At 68.2% G+C, this 20115-nt stretch carries 16 protein-coding genes; 9 read left to right on the top strand and 7 right to left on the bottom strand.

Annotation, left to right across the window (positions count from 1 at the left end; translation table 11 throughout):
* Positions 1-9: 9 nt before the first annotated feature.
* The 7 genes from cydC to ACAM57_RS11235 form a co-directional block, all read right to left on the bottom strand.
* Entirely contained in the window at positions 10-1725 is a 1716-nt protein-coding gene (cydC, locus tag ACAM57_RS11265; RefSeq protein WP_369661694.1) for a thiol reductant ABC exporter subunit CydC, read from the bottom strand.
* Entirely contained in the window at positions 1722-3413 is a 1692-nt protein-coding gene (gene cydD / locus ACAM57_RS11260) for a thiol reductant ABC exporter subunit CydD (RefSeq protein WP_369661693.1), read from the bottom strand. The genes cydC and cydD overlap by 4 nt, the downstream gene beginning before the upstream one ends.
* A 156-nt stretch (positions 3414-3569) precedes the next feature.
* Positions 3570-4682, bottom strand: a complete 1113-nt coding sequence (locus ACAM57_RS11255) for an acyltransferase (protein WP_126022136.1) — start codon at positions 4680-4682, stop codon at positions 3570-3572.
* Positions 4683-4744: 62 nt separating this feature from the next.
* Positions 4745-5707 carry a nitronate monooxygenase family protein gene (locus ACAM57_RS11250; RefSeq protein ID WP_126021827.1) on the bottom strand — a complete coding sequence of 321 codons (963 nt, stop codon included), beginning with the start codon at positions 5705-5707 and terminating at the stop codon, positions 4745-4747.
* Positions 5708-5872: 165 nt separating this feature from the next.
* Positions 5873-7663 (bottom strand): acyl-CoA dehydrogenase, encoded by a 1791-nt coding sequence (locus ACAM57_RS11245; protein WP_369661692.1) that lies wholly within the window; start codon positions 7661-7663, stop codon positions 5873-5875.
* A gap of 74 nt (positions 7664-7737) precedes the next feature.
* A complete protein-coding gene (locus tag ACAM57_RS11240; protein WP_019656081.1) occupies positions 7738-8670 on the bottom strand; it encodes an electron transfer flavoprotein subunit alpha/FixB family protein in 933 nt (310 codons plus the stop codon).
* A 2-nt stretch (positions 8671-8672) separates the two neighbouring features.
* Complete coding sequence (locus ACAM57_RS11235; RefSeq protein ID WP_126021824.1) at positions 8673-9422, bottom strand: electron transfer flavoprotein subunit beta/FixA family protein; 750 nt, start codon at positions 9420-9422, stop codon at positions 8673-8675.
* Positions 9423-9862: 440 nt separating this feature from the next.
* On the opposite strand from ACAM57_RS11235, the gene ACAM57_RS11230 reads away from it, so the two are divergent.
* The 9 genes from ACAM57_RS11230 to ACAM57_RS11190 all read left to right on the top strand — a co-directional run bounded on the left by ACAM57_RS11230 (position 9863) and on the right by ACAM57_RS11190 (position 20112).
* A complete protein-coding gene (locus tag ACAM57_RS11230; RefSeq protein ID WP_126021823.1) occupies positions 9863-10621 on the top strand; it encodes a class II aldolase/adducin family protein in 759 nt (252 codons plus the stop codon).
* Positions 10622-10669: 48 nt separating this feature from the next.
* The gene (locus ACAM57_RS11225; protein ID WP_019656078.1) at positions 10670-12232 is read left to right on the top strand and encodes an ABC transporter substrate-binding protein; all 1563 of its coding nucleotides are present in this window, start codon (positions 10670-10672) and stop codon (positions 12230-12232) included.
* A gap of 77 nt (positions 12233-12309) precedes the next feature.
* Positions 12310-13284 carry an ABC transporter permease gene (locus tag ACAM57_RS11220; RefSeq protein ID WP_369661691.1) on the top strand — a complete coding sequence of 325 codons (975 nt, stop codon included), beginning with the start codon at positions 12310-12312 and terminating at the stop codon, positions 13282-13284.
* A gap of 15 nt (positions 13285-13299) precedes the next feature.
* Positions 13300-14142: an ABC transporter permease gene (locus ACAM57_RS11215; protein ID WP_369661690.1), complete on the top strand. Its 843-nt coding sequence runs from the start codon at positions 13300-13302 to the stop codon at positions 14140-14142.
* A 2-nt stretch (positions 14143-14144) separates the two neighbouring features.
* Positions 14145-15782 (top strand): ABC transporter ATP-binding protein, encoded by a 1638-nt coding sequence (locus tag ACAM57_RS11210; protein WP_369661689.1) that lies wholly within the window; start codon positions 14145-14147, stop codon positions 15780-15782.
* The gene (locus ACAM57_RS11205; protein WP_369661688.1) at positions 15779-16681 is read left to right on the top strand and encodes a 2-hydroxyacid dehydrogenase; all 903 of its coding nucleotides are present in this window, start codon (positions 15779-15781) and stop codon (positions 16679-16681) included. The genes ACAM57_RS11210 and ACAM57_RS11205 overlap by 4 nt, the downstream gene beginning before the upstream one ends.
* A gap of 39 nt (positions 16682-16720) precedes the next feature.
* Entirely contained in the window at positions 16721-18094 is a 1374-nt protein-coding gene (locus ACAM57_RS11200; RefSeq protein ID WP_369661687.1) for an aminotransferase, read from the top strand.
* A gap of 1 nt (position 18095) precedes the next feature.
* The gene (locus ACAM57_RS11195; protein WP_369661686.1) at positions 18096-19133 is read left to right on the top strand and encodes a histone deacetylase family protein; all 1038 of its coding nucleotides are present in this window, start codon (positions 18096-18098) and stop codon (positions 19131-19133) included.
* 58 nt (positions 19134-19191) lie between these two features.
* Positions 19192-20112: a DMT family transporter gene (locus tag ACAM57_RS11190; RefSeq protein WP_369661685.1), complete on the top strand. Its 921-nt coding sequence runs from the start codon at positions 19192-19194 to the stop codon at positions 20110-20112.
* Positions 20113-20115 lie beyond the last annotated feature (3 nt).

Raw genomic sequence — 20115 nt, 5'->3', positions numbered from 1 at the left:
TTTCCGGATTCAGTCGGGCCGCAGGCTGCGCAGCGCGGCGTCGAAGCTCTCGCTGCCGCGCCGCAGGTCGGCGACGATGCGGCCCTGGTTCATGCACACGAGGCGGTCGGCGAGCGCGGCCTCGCGGCGCAAGTGGGTGGCGATCAGCAGGGTTCGGGCGCCTGCATGCCGGGCGAGGCGATCCAGCACGTCGTGCGCGGTGGCTGCATCCAGCGCTTCCGTGGGCTCGTCGAGCAGCCAGAACGGCACGTCGCGCAGCAGCAGGCGGGCCAGCGCGAGGCGGCGCGACTGGCCGCCGGAGAGGCCGAGGCCGCCTTCGCCGAGGCGGGTGTCGAGGCCGGTGCTCAAGGCACGCACCTCTTCTTCCAGCCCCGCGGCTTGCAGCACGGCGTGCAGTCGTTCGTCGGTGGCTTCGGGGGCTGCGAGGCGGAGGTTGTCGCGCAGGCTGTCCTGGAAGAGTTCGGTGCGCTGGGTCAGCAGGCAGGCTGGCTGGGCGAGGACGCTGCCGGAACGGGGGGCGATCTCGCCTGCGATGGCGGCGAGGAGCGTGGACTTGCCGGCGCCGCTGGCGCCGATGAGGGCGACGCGCTCGCCTGCTTGCAGAGCCAATGAGGCTTCGGTCAGGACGGGGATGCAGCTGCCGTCGTGGGCTACGGTGACTTCCTCCAGCTGGAGTGCGAGTCGGGAATCGGGAGCCTTCGCCGTTGCGGCGGGCTCATCCGCGGAAGAAGTCATGCGGGGCGCCAGGTGCCGCACCGCCAGCCAGGTGCGGCCCGCGTCGAGCGCGCCGCGGCGCAAGGCTGCGAAAGGCTCCGTCGCCGTGAGCGCCACCAGCAGAGCCAGCGCTGCGGCCGGTGCGCCGATGACACCCTCATTCACCAGCAAGCCAACGGCCAGCAGCACGCCGACGAGGGTCAGGGTGCCTGCGCTGCCGTAGGCGAAACCGGCGGCTGCCTCGAGCTTGTTCAGTGCGAGGTCGGCCTTGGCAAGCTGCGCGTCGGCAGCAATCAATGCCTCGCGTTGCGCGTCGATGCGGCCAGCCATCACCAGGTCGGTCTGCCCTGCCACCAGATCGACGGCACGTGCGCGCAGCGTCTCGACGCCATGCGCGCGCCGCACGGCTGGCCGGCGCGCGCGCCTTGCCACGAGGAATGCGATGCCCCAGCCGGCGATCACGAGCCAGAGCGTCAGCGCAAGACCCATCGCCACATGCATGAAGCCGAGCACCGTGCCGGCGAGCAATGCGGCCCCCAGCGCAGCGGCCGCTGGAACGAGCAGGCGGAGATAAAGCGATTCGAGCGCGTCGATGTCGGCGGTGAGGCGGAACAGCAGGCGCGCCGGGCGCATCAGCAACTGGCGCGCTGCCTCGGCCCTGGCCCAGCCGCGGAACAGGCGCACACGAAGTTCGGCGAGCACGGCGAAGGTGGCGTCGTGCGTCACCAGCCGCTCGCCGTAGCGCGATGCGGTGCGGCCCAGCGCGAGCAGGCGGATGCCGGCGGACGGCATGAATACGTCGAAGGTGAAGGCTGTGGCGGCATGCAGGCCGGCAAGTGCCGTCGCGGTGATGAACCAGCCGGAAAGGCCCAGCAGGGCCATTCCTGCGAGAACCGTGATCGCCGCGAGCAGGCCGCCCAGGAGCAGCCGGCGCGGCTGCGTGGCGAGGAAGGGACGCAGGCCCCGGCGCAGGTCGCGCCAGTTCGTGCCTATGTGGGAAGGCTTGCTCATGCGGCCTTCTCCACCGCTTCTGCGCTGCCGAGGCTTATCGTGCGGTCCATGCGTGCGGCGAGCACCGGGTCGTGGGTTGCGACGACGAGGGTCTTGCCGCGTGCCAGCGTGATCAGCGCGTCGATCACTCGCTCGGCGGTTTCGGTGTCCAGATGCGCGGTGGGCTCGTCGACCAGCAGCAGATTGGCGTGCGGGTGGACTGCGACGCGTGCGAGCGCGAGGCGCACGGCCTCTCCGCCGGACAAGCCCTGCCCCCCCTCGCCCAGCGAAGTGACGGGATGGGCCTGCGCCACGGCTTCGAGCGATGCGAAGTGCATGGCATTGGCCACACGTTGGCTATCGGCATCCGGACGCCCCAACGCCACGTTGGCTTCGACGGAACCGGCGAAGACGTGCGGCGCCTGGCCTATCCAACCCATGCGCTGGCGCAGTACGGCCACCGTGTGGCTGGTGAGCGCGACGCCGCCGATGGAGATATCGCCGTGCGTGGCAGGCACCAGACCTGCGAGCAGGGAAAGCAAGGCGGTCTTGCCGCTGCCGCTGGAACCTATCAGGGCGACGTGCTCTCCGGGAGCGATGCGGAGCTCGTAACCGTCGAAGACCTCCTGCTGCTCGCCGGGCCAGGCGAAATGCAGGTTGTGGATGGTGACTGCCGGCGGGCCTGCGTGGGCGTTCCTCGTGGCGCGTGTCAGCGAAGCATTCGCACCGGGCAGAGGCAGGTCGTTGCGCTGCAGGCGGTCGAGTGCCTCCAGCGCAGCCTCGCCCGCGGCGCGGTCGTGCCAGACCATCGACAGGTCGCGCAGCGGCTCGAAGAACGCGGGCGCCAGCAGCAACACGAACAGGCCCTCACCGAGGCTCAGCGTGCGGCCCCAGGTGCCGAAGCCGAGGGAGCCGAGCAGGTGGAAGCCGACATACGCAGCCACCAATGCCACGCCCAGCGCGGAGAAGAGTTCGAGCACGGCGGAAGAGAGGAATGCGATACGCAGCACGGCCATCGTCCGGCGGCGCAGGGATTGGGCCGAATCGCCCAGGCGCTGTGCAGTGAGTTCCACAGCGCCCAGGGAGCGCAACGTTGCCAGTCCACGGAGCCTGTCGAGCAGGAAGGCGTTCATGCCGCCGAGCTCCACCATCTGCGCTTCGCTCGCGGCCCTGGCTCGCCAGCCGACGATGGCCATGAAGATCGGAATGAGCGGTGCCGCGAACAGCAAGACCAGCGCTGCCACCCACGAAAAGGCAGCCACCGCACACAGGATGAAGATCGGCACCACCGTCGCGCGCCAACGGGCGGGCTGGTACCGCACGAGGTACGGAACCAGCGCCTCGGCCTGCTCGGCGAGCACGCTTGCCGCGAGCCCGGAATGCGCGCGGCTTCGATCCAGCGGAGAGCCGGCGGCCAGCGCGGCGGCGGTTTGGGCGCGCAACGCGGTGAGCTGTGCGCGTGCACGGGTGAAAGTCCGGCGCGCGCCCCAGGACTCGCAAGCCGCTCTCGCCAGGCCCAGCAGCAGGATCGCGGCAGCAGGCCAGATCACGGCATCGAAACCGCGCCCCGAAGCCAGCCCCTGCACAGCCATCGCCAGCAACGCAGCTTGCGGCAACCAGAACAGCGACGCGGCACCCTGCACCACCCCGCCGACGTCAGGCGACGCGAAAGCCCGCAGCGGCGATCGGGATGGCGAGTGCTTGGTCATTCCTTAGTTTCGTGAATTTTCAGTATTTACTGAAATCTCCACAATCATACCGGAGACTGAGGCGGCTGACGAGCCCGCAGACTGCACGCTCCCCCGCACTAACGCAACCGGTTCAGGAAGATTCGGACGGTGCGCCTGCGCCGGCGCGCCCGTTCTTTAATGAGAAACGACTATTCCGCTGACCAGCAGCGCGGCGAACAGCGCGAACACCGCGCGCCAGGAGGCCGGGCGCGCTTCCACCCAGCGATAGAGCAACGCCGCGGCGACCACCGACAGGCCGAAGGTCGCCACAAGGCCGGCCGCGTCGAACCACGAGCCGTGCGGACCTGCATTCGCAACCGCCGCATTCATGGCGAGCAGCACCGGAAAGTGGATGAGGAACAGCGAATACGACATCCGCCCCAGCCGCACCAGCGGCATCGCCGTCGCGGGCCAGTGCTTCGGCGACAGCCAGTTCCGCCGCTGAGCAATGGCAATCAGCAGCGCCGTGACCAGCGCGGTCGCGATGCGGCTGCGCCAGTCGATCGCCAGCGCGCCCGCCCCAACCAGCGCCAGCAGCGCGATCGCGCTCTGCCACGTGCTGTATCGCGTCGCGCGCCCGATCCAGAACACAAGCATGCCCAGGCCGTAGGTGCCGAAGAAATAGAAGGCCGTGTCGTCCAGCCCCGCATTGCGATTGAAGAGCGCGAGCGAAGCCACTGCCAGCCCGAAGACCAGCGCCACGGGCAGCCATCGCGCCCGCAGGCCCTGCGGTGCCGGGCCGCCGGTGCGCTGCAGCATTGACGGCAACCCCACCAGCACCAACGCCAGCGCAAAGAGCTGGAAGTCGATGGCCACGTACCAGACGCCCGTGGAGAGCGACTCGTAACCCAGCAGATCCTGCAGCAGCAGGCCGTGGGCGATCAATTGCCCGAAAGTCGGCGCAGCCGGCACCACTTCTTCGTCGAGCCAGGGCCGCACGACCGCCGCGACCAGCACGCACACGGTGAGCGCGGCGAGATACGGCATGATCAGCCGCCCATAGCGCTGCAGGATGCGCGCCACCGGCCGGTCCACTCGCAGCGTGCCGTCGGGCGCAAGACTGGCCGCCGCCAGGAAGCCTGCGATCACCAGGAACACCTGAACCGCCAGCCGCCCTTCGTCGGCCAGCCAGGCGAAGAAATCGGGTGCGAGCGCGTATGCGCCCGCCGGCATCGGGCCGTAGCGCGAAAGGTGATGTCCGACGATCACCGCGCAGGCGACGCCCTTTGCCGCATCGAGCAGCGGCATGCGTCCCGCGGATGAAGACGGCGGCGCGCTCGCAACGGGCGCGGCGCCGTCGGCAAAGGCAGTCAAAGCGCCAACCGCTGCCTTGCCTCCGTGTATTCGCGCTTGAGCTTCTCGATGAAGGCGCCGGCGGTGGCCACCTCGGTCACGGCGCCGATGCCCTGGCCCGAACCCCAGATGTCCTTCCAGGCCTTGGCCTTGCTGCCTTCGCCGCCGCCGAAGTTCATCGTCTTCACGTCGCCTTCGGGCAGGTTGGCCGGGTCCATGCCGGCCTTGATGATGCTGGGCGCGAGGTAGTTGCCGTGCACGCCGGTGAAGAGGCTCGAATAGACGATGTCGTCGGAGGTGCCATCGACGATGGCCTGCTTGTACTCGTCGCTCGCGCGCGCCTCCTCGGTGGCGATGAAGGCCGTGCCGATGTAGGCGAAGTCGGCGCCCATGGCCTGTGCCGCCAGCACCGCCCCGCCGGTGGCGATGGAGCCCGACAGTGCGATCGGGCCGTCGAACCACTGGCGGATTTCCTGCACCAGCGCGAACGGGCTCTTCGTGCCCGCATGGCCGCCGGCGCCGGCCGCCACGGCGATGATGCCGTCGGCCCCCTTCTCGATCGCCTTCTGCGCGAACTTGTTGTTGATGATGTCGTGCAGCGTCACGCCGCCGTAGCTGTGCACTGCCTCGTTCACGTCGGTGCGCGCGCCCAGCGAGGTGATGACGATCGGCACCTTGTATTTCACGACCATCTCCATGTCGTGCTCGAGCCGGTCATTGCTCTTGTGCACGATCTGGTTGATGGCGAACGGCGCGGCGGGCTTGTCCGGGTTGGCCTTGTTGTAGGCCGCCAGTTCCTCGGTGATCTCGGCGAGCCAGTCTTCCAGCTGCGCGGCGGGGCGCGCATTGAGCGCCGGCATCGAGCCGACCACTCCCGCCTTGCATTGCGCGATCACGAGCTTGGGGTTGCTGATGATGAACAGCGGCGAGCCGATGATCGGCAGCGGCAGGTTCGCGAGGACGGGGGGCAGTTTCGACATGATGCTTGTCTCTTGAAAGTTGTGTTGAATGCGGGATCGGGCAGCCGAACGCAGAAGGAAGACAAAAACTACGCAAAGGTCGCAAAAGAACCCGAAGACAAATTCTGGTTTTTCTTCTGCGACTTCTGCGTAACCTTTGCGACTTCTGCGTTCGGCTGCCCGTTTTCAGAAAGCCTCGAGCGCCAGTGCCGTTACGCTCTCGGCACCGTCGACGATGCTGTCTCGGATGCCCGGCACCTTGTTGAGGATGTGCTCGGCGTAGAAGCGCGCGGTGGCGATCTTCGCCAGCATGAAGTCGGTGTCGAAGCTGCGCGAGGCAAGGTCTTGCGCAATGATCAGCGAACGCGCGAGCTGCCAGCCTGCCACCAGGTTGCCCGCGAGCATCAGGTAGGGCACGCTGCCCGCGAACACCGCGTTGGGCGAGGCCTTGGTCTGGCCGGCCACGAAATCGACGACTTCGACGAAGGCCTGGCGCGCAGCCTTCAGGCGCTTGAGCACGGCCGCTGCAGCGGGGTTGTCGATCCGGGCCAGCTCGGCTTCGGTCTTCTCGATCTGCGCGGCGATCGCCTTGGCCGTCTGGCCGCCGTCGCGCGCCGTCTTGCGGCCCACGAGGTCGTTGGCCTGGATGGCGGTGGTGCCTTCGTAGATCGTCAGGATCTTGGCGTCACGGTAGTACTGCGCCGCACCGGTCTCCTCGATGAAGCCCATGCCGCCGTGCACTTGCACGCCCAGCGAGGCCACTTCGAGGCTCATCTCGGTGCTGTAGCCCTTCACCAGCGGAACCATGAATTCGTAGAAGGCCTGGTTCTGCTTGCGAGCGTCCGCGTCGGGGTGATGGTGCGCGGCGTCGTAGGCCGCAGCCGCCACGCTGGACATCGCGCGGCAGCCCTCGGTATAGGCGCGCATCGTCATCAGCATGCGCTTGACGTCGGGGTGATGGATGATCGGCGCGCTGGCGTTGATGGAGCCATCGACCGGGCGGCTCTGCACGCGCTCCTTCGCGTAGGCCACGGCGTGCTGGTAGGCGCGCTCGGCGATCGCGATGCCCTGCATGCCCACGGCGTAGCGGGCGGAGTTCATCATGATGAACATGTACTCGAGGCCGCGGTTCTCCTGGCCGACGAGATAGCCGATGGCACCGCCGTGGTCGCCATACTGCAGCACGGCCGTGGGCGACGCCTTGATGCCCATCTTGTGCTCGATGCTCACGCAGTGCACGTCGTTGCGCTCGCCCAGCGAGCCATCCTTGTTCACGAGGAACTTGGGCACGACGAACAGGCTGATGCCCTTCACGCCCTCGGGCGCACCGGCCACGCGGGCCAGCACGAGGTGCACGATGTTCTGCGCCATGTCGTGCTCGCCGTAGGTGATGAAGATCTTGGTGCCGAACACCTTGTAGGTGCCATCGGGCTGCGGCTCGGCGCGGCTGCGCACCATGGCGAGGTCGCTGCCGGCCTGCGGCTCGGTGAGGTTCATCGTGCCCGTCCACTGGCCGCTCACGAGCTTCTCAAGGTACGTGGCCTTGAGCTCGTCGGAGCCGGCCGTGAGCAGCGCCTCGATGGCGCCGTCGCTCAAGAGCGGGCACAGCGCGAAGCTCATGTTGGCCGAGTTGAGCATCTCGCCGCAAGCAGCGCCGATGGTCTTGGGCAGGCCCTGGCCACCGAAATCCGCCGGATGCTGCAGCCCCTGCCACCCACCCGCCACGTACTGCGCGAAGGCTTCCTTGAAGCCCGGCGTAGTGGTGACGGCGCCATCCTTGAACGACGAGGGATTGCGGTCGCCCGCCACGTTCAGGGGCGCGATCACGTCCTGGTTGAAGCGCGCGCACTCTTCGAGCACGGCCTGCGCGGTTTCGAGGCCGGCATCCTCGAAGCCCGGCAGCTTCGCGATCTCGCCGATGTTGGCCAGGTGCTCGATGTCGAACAGCATGTCCTTGATGGGGGCTGTGTAGCTCATGTCATGTCTCCAGATACAGCGGATACGAAAAGGGCATCGCGAACGATGCCCTCTGGCTCAGTGCAGCGATGCGATCAGAGCGCCTTCACCAGTTCCGGCACGGCCGTGAACAGGTCGGCGACGAGGCCGTAGTCGGCCACCGAGAAGATCGGCGCCTCTTCGTCCTTGTTGATCGCCACGATCACCTTCGAGTCCTTCATGCCGGCCAAGTGCTGGATCGCGCCCGAGATACCCGCTGCGATGTACAGCTGCGGCGCGACGATCTTGCCCGTCTGGCCCACTTGCCAGTCGTTCGGGGCGTAGCCCGCGTCGACGGCTGCACGGCTCGCGCCGAGGCCGGCGTTGAGCTTGTCGGCCAGGGGGGCCATCACCTCGGTGAATTTCTCGGCGCTGCCCAGGGCGCGGCCGCCCGAGACGATGATCTTGGCGGCCGTCAGTTCGGGGCGCTCGCTCTTGGTGACTTCACGGCCCACGAAGCTGCTTTTGCCGCTGTCCGCCACGCCTGCTGCCGATTCGACGGCTGCACTGCCACCCGTGGCGGCTGCCGCGTCGAAGCCGGTCGTGCGAACGGTGATGACCTTGGTCGCATCGCTGCTCTGCACGGTGGCAATCGCGTTGCCCGCATAGATCGGGCGCTCGAAGGTGTCTGCGCTCACCACGGCCGTGATGTCGCTGATCTGCGCCACATCGAGCTTGGCGGCCACGCGCGGCGCGACGTTCTTGCCGTTGGCGGTCGAGGGGAAGAGGATGTGGCTGTAGCTGCCGGCAATGGCCAGCACTTGGGCTGCGACGTTCTCGGCGAGGTTTTCAGCAAGGCTCGGGCTGTCGGCCGCGATGACCTTCGAAACGCCTGCGATCTGTGCCGCTGCCTTGGCCGCTTCGGCTGCATTGGCGCCGGCCACGAGCACGTGGACGTCGCCGCCGCAGGCCAGTGCTGCGGTCACGGTGTTGAGGGTGGCCGGCTTGATGCTGGCGTGGTCGTGTTCGGCAATAACAAGTGCGGTCATGTTCAGATCACCTTCGCTTCGTTCTTCAGTTTGTCCACCAGCGTTGCAACATCAGGCACCTTGATGCCAGCGCCACGCTTCGGCGGCTCGGCGACCTTCAGGGTCTTCAGGCGCGGCTTCACGTCCACGCCCAGTTCTTCGGGCTTGACCGTGTCGAGCTGTTTCTTCTTGGCCTTCATGATGTTCGGCAGCGTCACGTAGCGCGGCTCGTTCAGGCGCAGGTCGGTGGTGATGACCGCAGGCAGCGTCAGCGCCACGGTCTCCAGGCCGCCGTCGACTTCACGGGTCACCGTGGCCTTGTCGCCTGCGACTTCGACCTTGGAAGCGAAGGTAGCCTGGGGCAGATCGGCCAGCGCAGCCAGCATCTGGCCGGTCTGGTTCGCATCGTCGTCGATGGCCTGCTTGCCGAGGATGATGAGCGAGGGCTGTTCCTTGTCGACCAGCGCCTTCAGCAGCTTGGCGACAGCCAGGGGCTGCAGTTCTTCGGTGGTTTCCACCAGGATGCCGCGGTCGGCGCCGATGGCCATGGCGGTGCGCAGGGTCTCCTGGCTCTTGGCGTCGCCGCAGGAGACGGCGATGACTTCGGTGACCACGCCCTTTTCCTTCAGCCGAACCGCTTCTTCAACGGCGATCTCGTCGAAGGGGTTCATGCTCATCTTGACGTTGGCAATGTCCACTCCGGTGCCGTCGCTCTTCACGCGCACCTTCACGTTGTAATCGACGACCCGTTTGACAGGCACAAGAACCTTCATTGACTTGACTCCATTGGATTGCAAAAAGGGGGCTTCGAGGGCAAACCGGTCATTCTAGGGCGCGACCTTTGCCGCCTCTCCATTCTTCCCGTCGGCGCTGGCCACAAAAAAGAACGATCGTGCTTTTTCGTGATTATAAAGCAGCGCCGGAGCACTGAGCCTTTAGGGCGACAAAGATATTCGTGGGGCCGCCGGGGCGGGCGCATTCGCGCCATCAAGCTGCATGGCTTGCACGCAAATCGACAGGCGTGCCCGCTCGCGGTGCATGCGAGGCCGGCTGAAACGCCAACTGCAGCCAATTTGCGGGTTTTCGCCGATATCTGGGCTGGCACGCAAACTGCAAGATGAATACTGTCGACAGATGACAGTCGATCTTCGGAGATTCAATGGAAACAGCAGAACGAAGCATCCCGGACGTACGCGGCGGCGCCCTCCCTCCCATGGCATCCGCGGAGCGCCAGCTCCGGCAGGACCTCGCAGCCGCCTACCGGCTCGTCGCCCTCTACGGGATGGACGACAGCATCTACACCCACATCTCCGCCCGCGTGCCCGGCACCACGGACCAGTTCCTGATCAACCCCTTCGGCATGCTGTTTCGCGACATCACGGCGTCCTCGCTCGTGAAGATCGACCTGGACGGCAACATCGTCGAGCCCTCCGAATACGACGTGAACCCGGCCGGCTTCACGATCCACAGCGCCGTGCATGCCGCGCGCCATGACGCCGTCTGCGTGCTGCACACCCATACCGTGGCCGGTGTCGCCGTGTCCTCGCTGGCCGGCGGGCTGCAGCCGTGCAACCAGTGGGCGCTGCAGTTCCACAACCGCGTGACGTACCACGAGTTCGAGGGGATCGCGCTCAACCACGAGGAGCGCGAGCGCCTGGTCGCCGACCTCGGCCCGAATTCGCGCGCACTGATCCTGCGCAACCACGGGCTGATCACGCTGGGCCGCAGCGTGGCAGAGGCCTTCATCCTCATGCACAACCTGGAGCGCGCCTGCCGCGTGCAGGTCGCCATCCAGGGCACCGGCCAGGCCGTGCACCCGGTGCCCGAGGAGGTCTGCGAGCTGACCGCGCGCCAGTACGAAAGCGGCGACACCAACCGCCTCGCCTCCGCACCGCACGACCCCTACGCCCGCGAATGGCGCGCGCTCCTTCAGCGCCTGGCCCCGGCCAGCCCGGCCTCCTTCCGCGACTGAGATTCACCCGTTCTTCACTGCCCTACCCACTTCGAAAGGTCCGCTCCGATGAAACGCCGCAACCTGATCCAAGCCGGCTCCGCCGCCCTAGGCCTGTCCATCGCCGGGGTGCCCCTGCACAGCCTGGCGCAGGCCAGGAAGGGTGTCGTCAACGTGCTTGTGCAGCCCGAGCCGCCCGGCCTGATGATGGGCATCGTGCAGAACGGCCCCACTCAGCTGATCGCCGGCAACATCTACGAAGGCCTGCTGCGCTACAACGAGAAGCTCGAGCCCCAGCCGCAGCTCGCCACTTCGTGGACCGTGAGCGCGGACAGCAAGACCTACGTCTTCAAGCTCAAGCCCAACGTCAAGTGGCACGACGGCAAGCCCTTCACCGCCGACGACGTGGTGTTCTCGTGCGACGTGTTCCTGCGCAAGACGCACGCGCGCTTCCGCGCCAGTCTGGCGCAGGTGGAATCGATCAAGGCGCTCGACCCGCTCACCGTGGAGTTCAAGCTCAAGCAGCCCTTCGGCCCCTTCATGGGCATCTTCGAGAACGGCACCATGCCGATGGTGCCCAAGCACATCTACGAAGGCACCGACTTCGCGACCAACCCCGCCAACGCCACGCCGATCGGCACGGGACCGCTCAAGTTCAAGGAATGGGTCAAGGGGTCCTACATCAATCTCGTGGCCAACGAGAACTACCACCAGCCCGGCGTCGTGAGCGTGGAGAGCGTGTATTTCCACGTCATCCCCGACGCGGCCGCGCGCGCCGCGGCTTTCGAGTCGGGCAAGGTCGACATCGCCCCGGGCGGCACGGTGGAGTACTTCGACGTGGGCCGCCTGGCCAAGCTGCCGGGCGCGGCCGTGACCACCAAAGGCTGGGAGTTCTTCGCACCGCACAGCTGGCTGTGGATGAACAACCGCACGGCGCCCATGAACAACGTGAAGTTCCGCCAGGCCGTGTGGACCGCCATCGACCGCGAGGCCATGGCCAAGGTCGCCTGGTACGGCTACGCCAAGCCGGCCACCGGCCCGTTCAACAGCCACATCGCCTACGCCAGCGACGAGGTGACCAAGTACCCGCGCGACCTCGCCAAGGCTAAGAAGCTGCTGTCCGAATCGGGCTACAAGGGCGAGACGCTGCGCCTGCTGCCGCTGCCCTACGGCGAATCGTGGCAGCGCCAGGCCGAGATCGTGCGCCAGAACCTCACGCAGGCCGGCATCAAGATCGAGATGGTCGCCACCGACGTGGCCGGCTGGAACCAGCGCAACAGCGAGTGGGACTTCGACCTGGCCTTCACCTACGTCTACCAGTACGGCGACCCGGCGCTCGGCGTGGCACGCAACTACACCAGCGACAACATCGCCAAGGGCTCGCCCTTCAACAACGTGGCCGGCTACTCCAACCCCAAGGTCGACGAGCTGTTCGCCGCCGGTGCGCGCGAGAGCGACCCGGCCAAGCGCCGCGCGATCTACCTGGAAGTGCAGAAGCTGCTGGTCGACGAGGTTCCCGTGGCCTGGCTGCACGAGATCAACTTCCCGACGCTGTACCGCACCAAGATCCAGAACGTGGTGTCCTCCGGCATCGGCCTGAACGACAGCCTGGGCCGCGTCAAGCTGGCCTGACCTCCCTCCCCCGCGTGCGGCGCCGGGCCATGCCGACCTGATGGGCCGGGCCACCGCATGCCCGAATCGAGCTTGCCATGAAACGACTGCAGTTCATGTCCGTGCGGCTGCTGCAGGGCCTGATGGCCCTGCTGGTGATCGCCACCGTCAACTTCCTGCTGGTTCGCGCGGCGCCGGGCGATCCGGTGTCCGTCATGGCCGGCGAGGCCGGCGCGTCCGACGCGCAGTTCGTGGCCCAGCTGCGCCAGCAGTTCGGCCTCGACCAGCCGCTGCCCGTGCAGCTCGGCAACTACCTGGGTCACGTGCTCAAGCTCGACCTGGGCTTCTCCTACCGCCAGCAGCAGCCCGTGGTCGACCTGATCCTGCAGCGCCTGCCCGCCACGCTGCTGCTGACGGGCACGGCCTTCGGGCTCTCGCTGCTGTTCGGCATCGTGCTGGGCGCGCTGGCGAGCCGCAACGCGGGCAAGTGGCAGGACAGCCTCATCACCGTGGTCGCGCTGGTGTTCTACGCAACGCCTCTCTACTGGCTGGCGATGATGGCGGTGCTGCTCTTCACGGTGCAGCTCGACCTGCTGCCCGCCTTCGGCTTCTTCACCGTGGGCGCGGACCTCACGGGCATCGACAAGGCGCTGGACGTCGCCAAGCACCTGATCCTGCCTTCGCTTACGCTGGCGCTGTTCTACATGGCGGTCTATGCGCGCATGACGCGCGCCTCCATGCTGGAAGTCGCGCAGATGGATTTCGTGAAGACCGCGCGCGCCAAGGGCGTGGCGCCCGGGCGCATCCAGCGCAAGCACATCCTGCGCAACGCGCTGCTGCCGGTGGTCACGCTCGCGGGCATCCAGGCCGGCGGAATGATCGGCGGCGCCGTGCTCACCGAGACGGTGTTCGCCTGGCCCGGCATCGGCCGGCTCATGTTCGACGCGCTGCTGCAGCGCGACTACAACCTGCTGCTCGGCTGCTTCCTGTTCACCGCGGCCATGGCCGTGCTGTTCAACCTGATCACCGACTTCGTCTACACGCTCGTCGATCCCCGCATCGAGCTGAGCTGAGCCAAGGAGCCCTTCATGAAAAGCAAATTCTGGCGGCGCTTCAGCCGCAACAAGGGCGCGGTCTTCGGCCTGATCGTGCTGATGCTGGTGGCGCTGGTCACGGCCCTGGGCCCGTTCGTCGCGCAGAACAACCCCTGGGACATGGTCGGCACGCCCTTCGCGGCGCCCATGGCTGAACAGGGCCTGCTGCTGGGCACCGACACCACGGGCCGCGACATCCTCTCGGGCATCGTCACCGGCGCGCGCGTCTCGCTGCTGATCGGCGTGGTCTCCACCGTGGTCTCGCTGCTGATCGGCGTGAGCATCGGCGCCGTCTCGGGCTACTTCGGCGGCTGGATCGACGCCACGCTGATGCGCTTCACCGAGCTGTTCCAGGCCATCCCGAGCTTCGCGCTGGCCATCGTGCTGGTGGCCATCTTCCAGCCCTCGGTGCAGTCGATCGTCACGGCCATCGCGATCGTGTCGTGGCCGCCGGTGGCGCGGCTGGTGCGCAGCGAGTTCCTGACGCTGCGCCAGCGCGACTTCGTGGCGGCGGCCCAGCTGGCGGGCCAGTCGACTCCGCGCATCATCCTCACGCAGATCCTGCCCAACGCCGCCTCGCCCATCGTGGTGATGGCCTCGCTGATGGTGGCCACGGCCATCCTGCTGGAGTCCAGCCTGAGCTTCCTTGGCCTGGGCGACCCGAACCAGATGAGCTGGGGCTATATGGTCGGCTCGGCGCGCACGGTGCTGCGCCAGGCCTGGTGGATGGCGGTGTTCCCGGGCGTGGCCATCCTGCTCACGGTGCTCGCGCTGAACCTGGTCGGCGAAGGCCTGAACGACGGCCTCAACGCGCGCGCCGACGGGAGGGGCAAATGAAAATGGAAAAGCTCGTACTTCCCGTGCTCGACGTCCAGGGCCTGGACATCCGCCTGCCCCAGGGGGCCGACCGCGAACTGGCGGTGCGCGGCGCTTCGCTGCAGTTGCTGCCGGGCCAGACGCTGTGCGTGGTCGGCGAATCGGGCTCCGGCAAGTCGATGATCGCCAACGCCATCATGGGCCTGCTGCCGCGGCCGCACGTGGAGCCCGTGGCCGGCCGCATCCTCTTCGACGGCCAGGACCTGCTGCAGCTCGACGAGGCACAGCTTCGCACGCTGCGCGGCCGGCGCATCGGCATGGTGTTCCAGGAGCCGATGACGGCGCTGAACCCGGTCATGCGCATCGGCGAGCAGATCGCCGAGGTGTTCGACGCCCACGTGAAGCTGTCGGCCGCGCAGAAGCGCCAGCGCATCCTTGCGGCGCTGGCCGACGTCGGCCTGCCCGAGCCCGAGGTGCTGATCGACAGCTATCCGTTCCGCCTGTCCGGCGGGCAGCGCCAGCGCGTGATGATCGCCTGCGCGCTGGTGCTAGAGCCGGCGCTGCTGATCTGCGACGAACCCACCACCGCACTCGACGTGACCACGCAGGCGCAGATCCTGAAGCTCATCCGCGAGCTGCAGCAGCGCAAGGGCACGGCGGTGCTGTTCATCACGCACGACTTCGGCGTGGTCTCCGAGATCGCCGACGAGGTGGTCGTGATGCAGACGGGTGAGGTGGTCGAAGCCGGTCCGGCAACTGCCGTGCTGGCCCGGCCGCAGCATGCCTACACGCGCAAGCTCATCGCGGCCATTCCGAACGGCCAGGTGCGCGCGCCTTCCGAGCAGCGCCCCATCGAGCACGTGCTGCAGGTGCAGGAGTTGCGCAAGACCTACGTGACCGGCGGCGGCCTGTTCAGCAAGGGCCGCCGGGTGGAGGCGGCCAAGGGCCTGTCGTTCGAGCTGCGCCGCGGCGAGACGCTGGGGCTGGTCGGCGAATCCGGCTCGGGCAAGTCGACCGTGGGCCGCTGCATCGTGGGTCTCGCGCCGTTCGACAGCGGCCGTGTGCTGTTCAAGGGTCGCACGCTGCAGTCGGGCGCTCAGTTCCGGGCGCAGTCGCAAGGAAAGATCCAGATGGTGTTCCAGGACCCGTATGCATCGCTGAATCCGCGCCACCGCATCGGCCCGGCCATTGCGGCCGGCCCCATCGCCCAGGGCGTGCCCAAGGCACAGGCCATGGCCCGTGCGATGGAGCTGCTGGAGCTGGTGGGCCTCAAGCCCGACGCGGCGGAGCGCTTTCCGCACGAGTTCTCCGGCGGCCAGCGCCAGCGCATCGGCATCGCGCGCGCCTTGGCCATGGAGCCGCAGCTGCTGGTGGCCGACGAGCCGGTCTCGGCGCTCGACGTGTCGGTGCAGGCGCAGGTGCTGAAGCTGTTCGCCGAGGTGCGCGAGCGCTTCCAGCTGGCCATGGTGTTCATCACGCACGACCTGCGGGTGGCCGGCGAGATGTGCGACCACATCGCCGTGATGCAGCGCGGCGAGATCGTCGAATACGGCGAGACCGCCAGGGTGCTGGCGAACCCGCAGCATGCGTACACGCGCACGCTGATCGAGGCGCAGCCGAGGCTCTCGGCAGCGGCCGCGGAACAGGCGGTGGCCGCATGACGCTCGACATCGCGCTGGTCTCGGACCAGATCGCCATGGGCTACCTGCAGCCCGCCTTCCGCGAACGCTTTCCGCAGGCGCGGCTGCACCGCATCGACACCGAGGTGCAGGAGCTGGACGCGCTCGGCGAGATCGAAGCCGTGGTCTGCTGGTCGCCGCCGCCGGGGCTGCTCGCGCGCATGCCGCGCCTGCGGCTGGTGCAGTCGGTGGGAGCGGGTACCGACCACATCACGCGCGACCCGGCGCTTCCCGATGTGCCGGTGCGCCGCATCGTCGACCCCGACATGGCCGACGGCATGAATGCCTACGTGGCTTGGGCCGTGGTACACGGCCAGCGCCACATGGGCTCCTATCTCGAGAGCCAGCGCCGCGCGGCTTGGGAGGAAGCGCCCATCGAGCCACCGGGCCGGCACCGCGTGGGCATCGCGGGCCTGGGCGTGCTTGGGCAGTCGGCCGCGCGCGCGCTGCATGCCATCGGCTACCGGGTGCGCGGCTGGAGCCGCAGCCCCAAGGGCGATCTGCCCGAGGGCATCGAGGCCTTCCACGGCGATGCGGCGCGCGCCGAGTTCCTGGCCGGCTGCGACACCCTGGTCTGTCTGCTGCCGCTGACCGACGACACGCGCGGCATCCTCGATGCGTCGCTGTTCGCGCAGCTGCCGCGCGGCGCGCGCCTCGTCAACGCCGGCCGTGGCGCCCACCTCGTGCAGGACGACCTGCTGGCCGCGCTGCAGAGCGGCCAGATCGCCTCGGCCGTGCTGGACGCCTTCGTCGAGGAGCCGCTGCCGGCGGCCCACCCCTTCTGGAGCCATCCGCGCATCATCGTCACGCCGCACATCGCGACGCGCACCCGGCCCGAGGCCATCGCGCGGCAGACCCACGACAACCTGGCGAGCCTGTAGCCGCCTTCTTTCAGCGCCCGACATTCAAAGAGGAACCCCATGGCAGAACCCCTCGGCACCGGCGACAAGGACGTCGCCACCCACCTGCATTCGTACACCAACCTGGCGGCGCTGCCGCAGACACCGCCGCTGGTCATCGTCGAAGGCGACGGCATCCACGTCGTCGACGAGCAGGGCAAGCGCTACCTGGAGGCCATGTCGGGTCTGTGGTGCGCATCGCTGGGCTTCTCCAACAAGCGCCTGGCCGCGGCAGGCGCGAAGGCACTGGACACCCTGCCCTACTACCACACCTTCAACCAGCGCACGAACGTGGCGGTGGCTGACCTGGCCGAGCGGCTGCTGGCGCTGGCGCCATCACCCATGGCACGCGTGTTCTTCGCCAACTCGGGCTCCGAGGCCAACGACAGCGCGGTGAAGATGGTCTGGTACTACCACAACGCCATCGGCCAGCCGCAACGCAAGAAGATCATCGCTCGGCGCAACGCGTACCACGGCGTGACCGTGGCCGCCGCCAGCATGGGCGGGCTCGACGGCAACCACCGCGACTTCGACCTGCCCATCGCCACTGCCCCTGCGCGCTTCCTGCACGTGGACTGTCCGCACCACTACCGCTATGCCGAACCCGGCGAGACGGAGCAAGACTTCTCCAGCCGCCTCGCGCAGCAGCTGGAGCAGACCATCCTGGCCGAGGGCCCGGAGACCGTGGCCGCCTTCATCGCCGAGCCGGTGATGGGCGCGGGTGGCGTGCTGGTGCCGCCGGCAGGCTACTTCGAGAAGGTGCAGGCCGTGCTGCGCAAGTACGGCGTGCTCATGATCGCCGACGAGGTCATCTGCGGCTTCGGCCGCACGGGCAACATGTTCGGCTCCACCACCTTCGGCATCCAGCCCGACATCCTGAGCTGCGCCAAGGCGCTGTCCTCGGGCTATGTGCCGATCTCGGCGGTCATGGTCAACGAGAAGGTGCACAGCGCCATCGCCGCCAACAGCGGCAAGCTCGGCAGCTTCGGACACGGCTACACCTACTCGGGCCATCCCGTCGCCTGCGCGGTGGCGTTGGAGACGCTGAAGGTCTACGAGGACGAGCGCATCCTCGACCATGTCCGCGAACTCGCCCCCGCGTTCCAGGCCGGGCTGCGCGCCTTCGCCGAGCGGCCCTGGGTGGGCAACGTGCGCGGCGTGGGCCTGATCGGCGCCATCGAGCTCATGGCCGACAAGGCCGCGCGCACGCCCTTCGCCGCCGACCGCAAGGCCGGATACCGCTTCGCGGCGCTGGCGCTGGAAGAAGGCCTGATCGTGCGCGCCATGGGCGACAGCATCGGCCTGTGCCCGCCGCTGATCATCACGCGAGCCGAGCTGGACGACCTGTTCGCGCGCCTGGCGCGCGCCATGGACCGCTTCGAGAAGGAGTACTGACATGCAAGCCTTCTTCAGCGACGACCAGTTGCTGCACGATCCACAGCAGTACATGCGCGTGGGCCGCATCTGCAAGCCCGCCGACCTGCCCACGCGCGCCGAGGCCTTGATGGCAACGCTGGCCGCACGGGGCATCGCGGTCAGTGCGCCGCCGGACGCCGGGCGCGCCGCGCTGGAGCAGGTGCACAGCACGGACTACCTCGACTACCTGGAGACCGCGTTCGAGCGCTGGCGGAAGGTCGAGAGCTTCGGGCTGGAGCCGGGCATCGAGGTGCTGCCCAACATGTCGCCGCACGGACCGCGCGTAGGGCCCTGCCCTTCGCCCTCGGTGCTGGCGCAGACGGGCTGGTACGTCGGCGACCTGTCATGCCCCATCGGCCCGAACACCTGGCGCTCCGTCCTGCGCTCGGCACATGCCGCGCTGGCGGCGGCCGAGGCGGTGCTCGACGGCGGCCCCATTGCCTACGCCCTGTGCCGCCCTTCGGGCCACCATGCGCAGCGTGCGCGCGCGGCAGGCTTCTGCTACGTGAACAACAGCGCCATCGCGGCCGCCACGCTGCGACGGCGCCATGCGCGCGTGGCCGTGCTCGACATCGACGCCCACCACGGTGACGGCACCCAGCAGATCTTCTACGAGCGCGGCGACGTGCTGACAATTTCCACGCACGCCGACCCGGCCGGCTACTACCCCTGGTACACGGGCTACGCGCGTGAGCGCGGCACCGGCGAAGGCGAAGGCTTCAACCTCAACCTGCCGCTCGCGCACGGCAGCGGCAACGCAGAGTTCGCGCAGGCGCTGGACCAGGCCACCGCCGCCATCGAACGCTTCCAGCCGCAGGCGCTGGTGCTGCCGCTGGGCTTCGACACCTACAAGGACGACCCGATCAGCGTGCTCAAGTTCGACATGGCGGCCTTCCGCCTCGCGGGCGAACGCGTGCGCGCGTTGGGCCTGCCAACGGTGGTGGTGCAGGAAGGCGGCTACATGGTCGGGGCCATCGGCGCCGCGCTCGATGCGTTTCTGGAGGGGCTGCGCGCGTGAGCGTTTCGACGCCGGGCGGCGACCTGCTTGCGTGGGCGATGCTGTCGCAGCGGGCGGCATGAGCACAGCCCCCGCCTCCGTTTCACTCGCGCGTGCCGACCAGGGCAGCAACAGCGCGGGCGCGGGCATCGCGCTCTTCCTCTGCGCGCTGGTGCTGTTCGCGGCGTACGACGCCTTCGCCAAGCAGATGGTGGCCACGCATGCGCCGGCCGTCGTCAACCTGGGCCGCTACAGCGCGATCGGCGCCATCGCGCTTGTGCTTCTGCTGCGCCACGGCGACCTGCGGCTGTGGCGCCAGCCGCACCAGAAGCTGCTGGCCGCGCGCAGCGTGGCACTGGCCATCGTGGCCGCCTGCTTCATGACGGCGCTCGTCACCATGCCGCTGGCGGAGGCCACGGCCATCTACTTCACCGCCCCGCTGATCATGGTCGCGCTGTCGCCATGGCTGCTCGGGGAACGCGTGGGCCGCGCGCAGTGGACTGCCGTGCTGCTGGGCTTCGTCGGCATGCTGTGCATCGTGCGGCCGGGCGGCAGCCTGCCGCTGGCGGGCACGCTGCTGATGGCGGTGTCGGCCGTCTGCTATGCGCTCTTCCAGGTGCTCACGCGGCGGCTCTCGGGGCTGGTGCCGGCGCCCGTGCAGTTCGCGCACATGGCGCTGGCCTGCCTGGTCGTCACGAACCTGCCGGTGCTGTTCATGCCGCACGTCACGCTGCCGCCCTGGCCCGAGATGGCGCTGCTGGTCGCTGGCGGTGCTGTCAGCGGTTGCGCGCAGCTGTTGCTGCTGGCCGCGTTCCGCCGCGTGGGCGCAGCCACGCTGGCACCGCTGAACTACGTGCAGCTGCTGCTGGCCGTACTCATCAGCACGCTGTGGTTCCAGCGCCCGCCCGATGCCGTCGCCCTGGCGGGCATGGCACTGATCGCCGTGGCAGGCGTGTACCTGGCGCGCGCGGGCGGCGGCAGCCCAAGGCGGCCGGCATGATAC

This window comes from Variovorax sp. V15 (genome assembly GCF_041154425.1).
GTDB lineage: Bacteria > Pseudomonadota > Gammaproteobacteria > Burkholderiales > Burkholderiaceae_C > Variovorax > Variovorax guangxiensis.
Note: the sequence above shows the minus strand (reverse complement) of the source record. Positions and strands in the feature narration are given on the sequence as shown.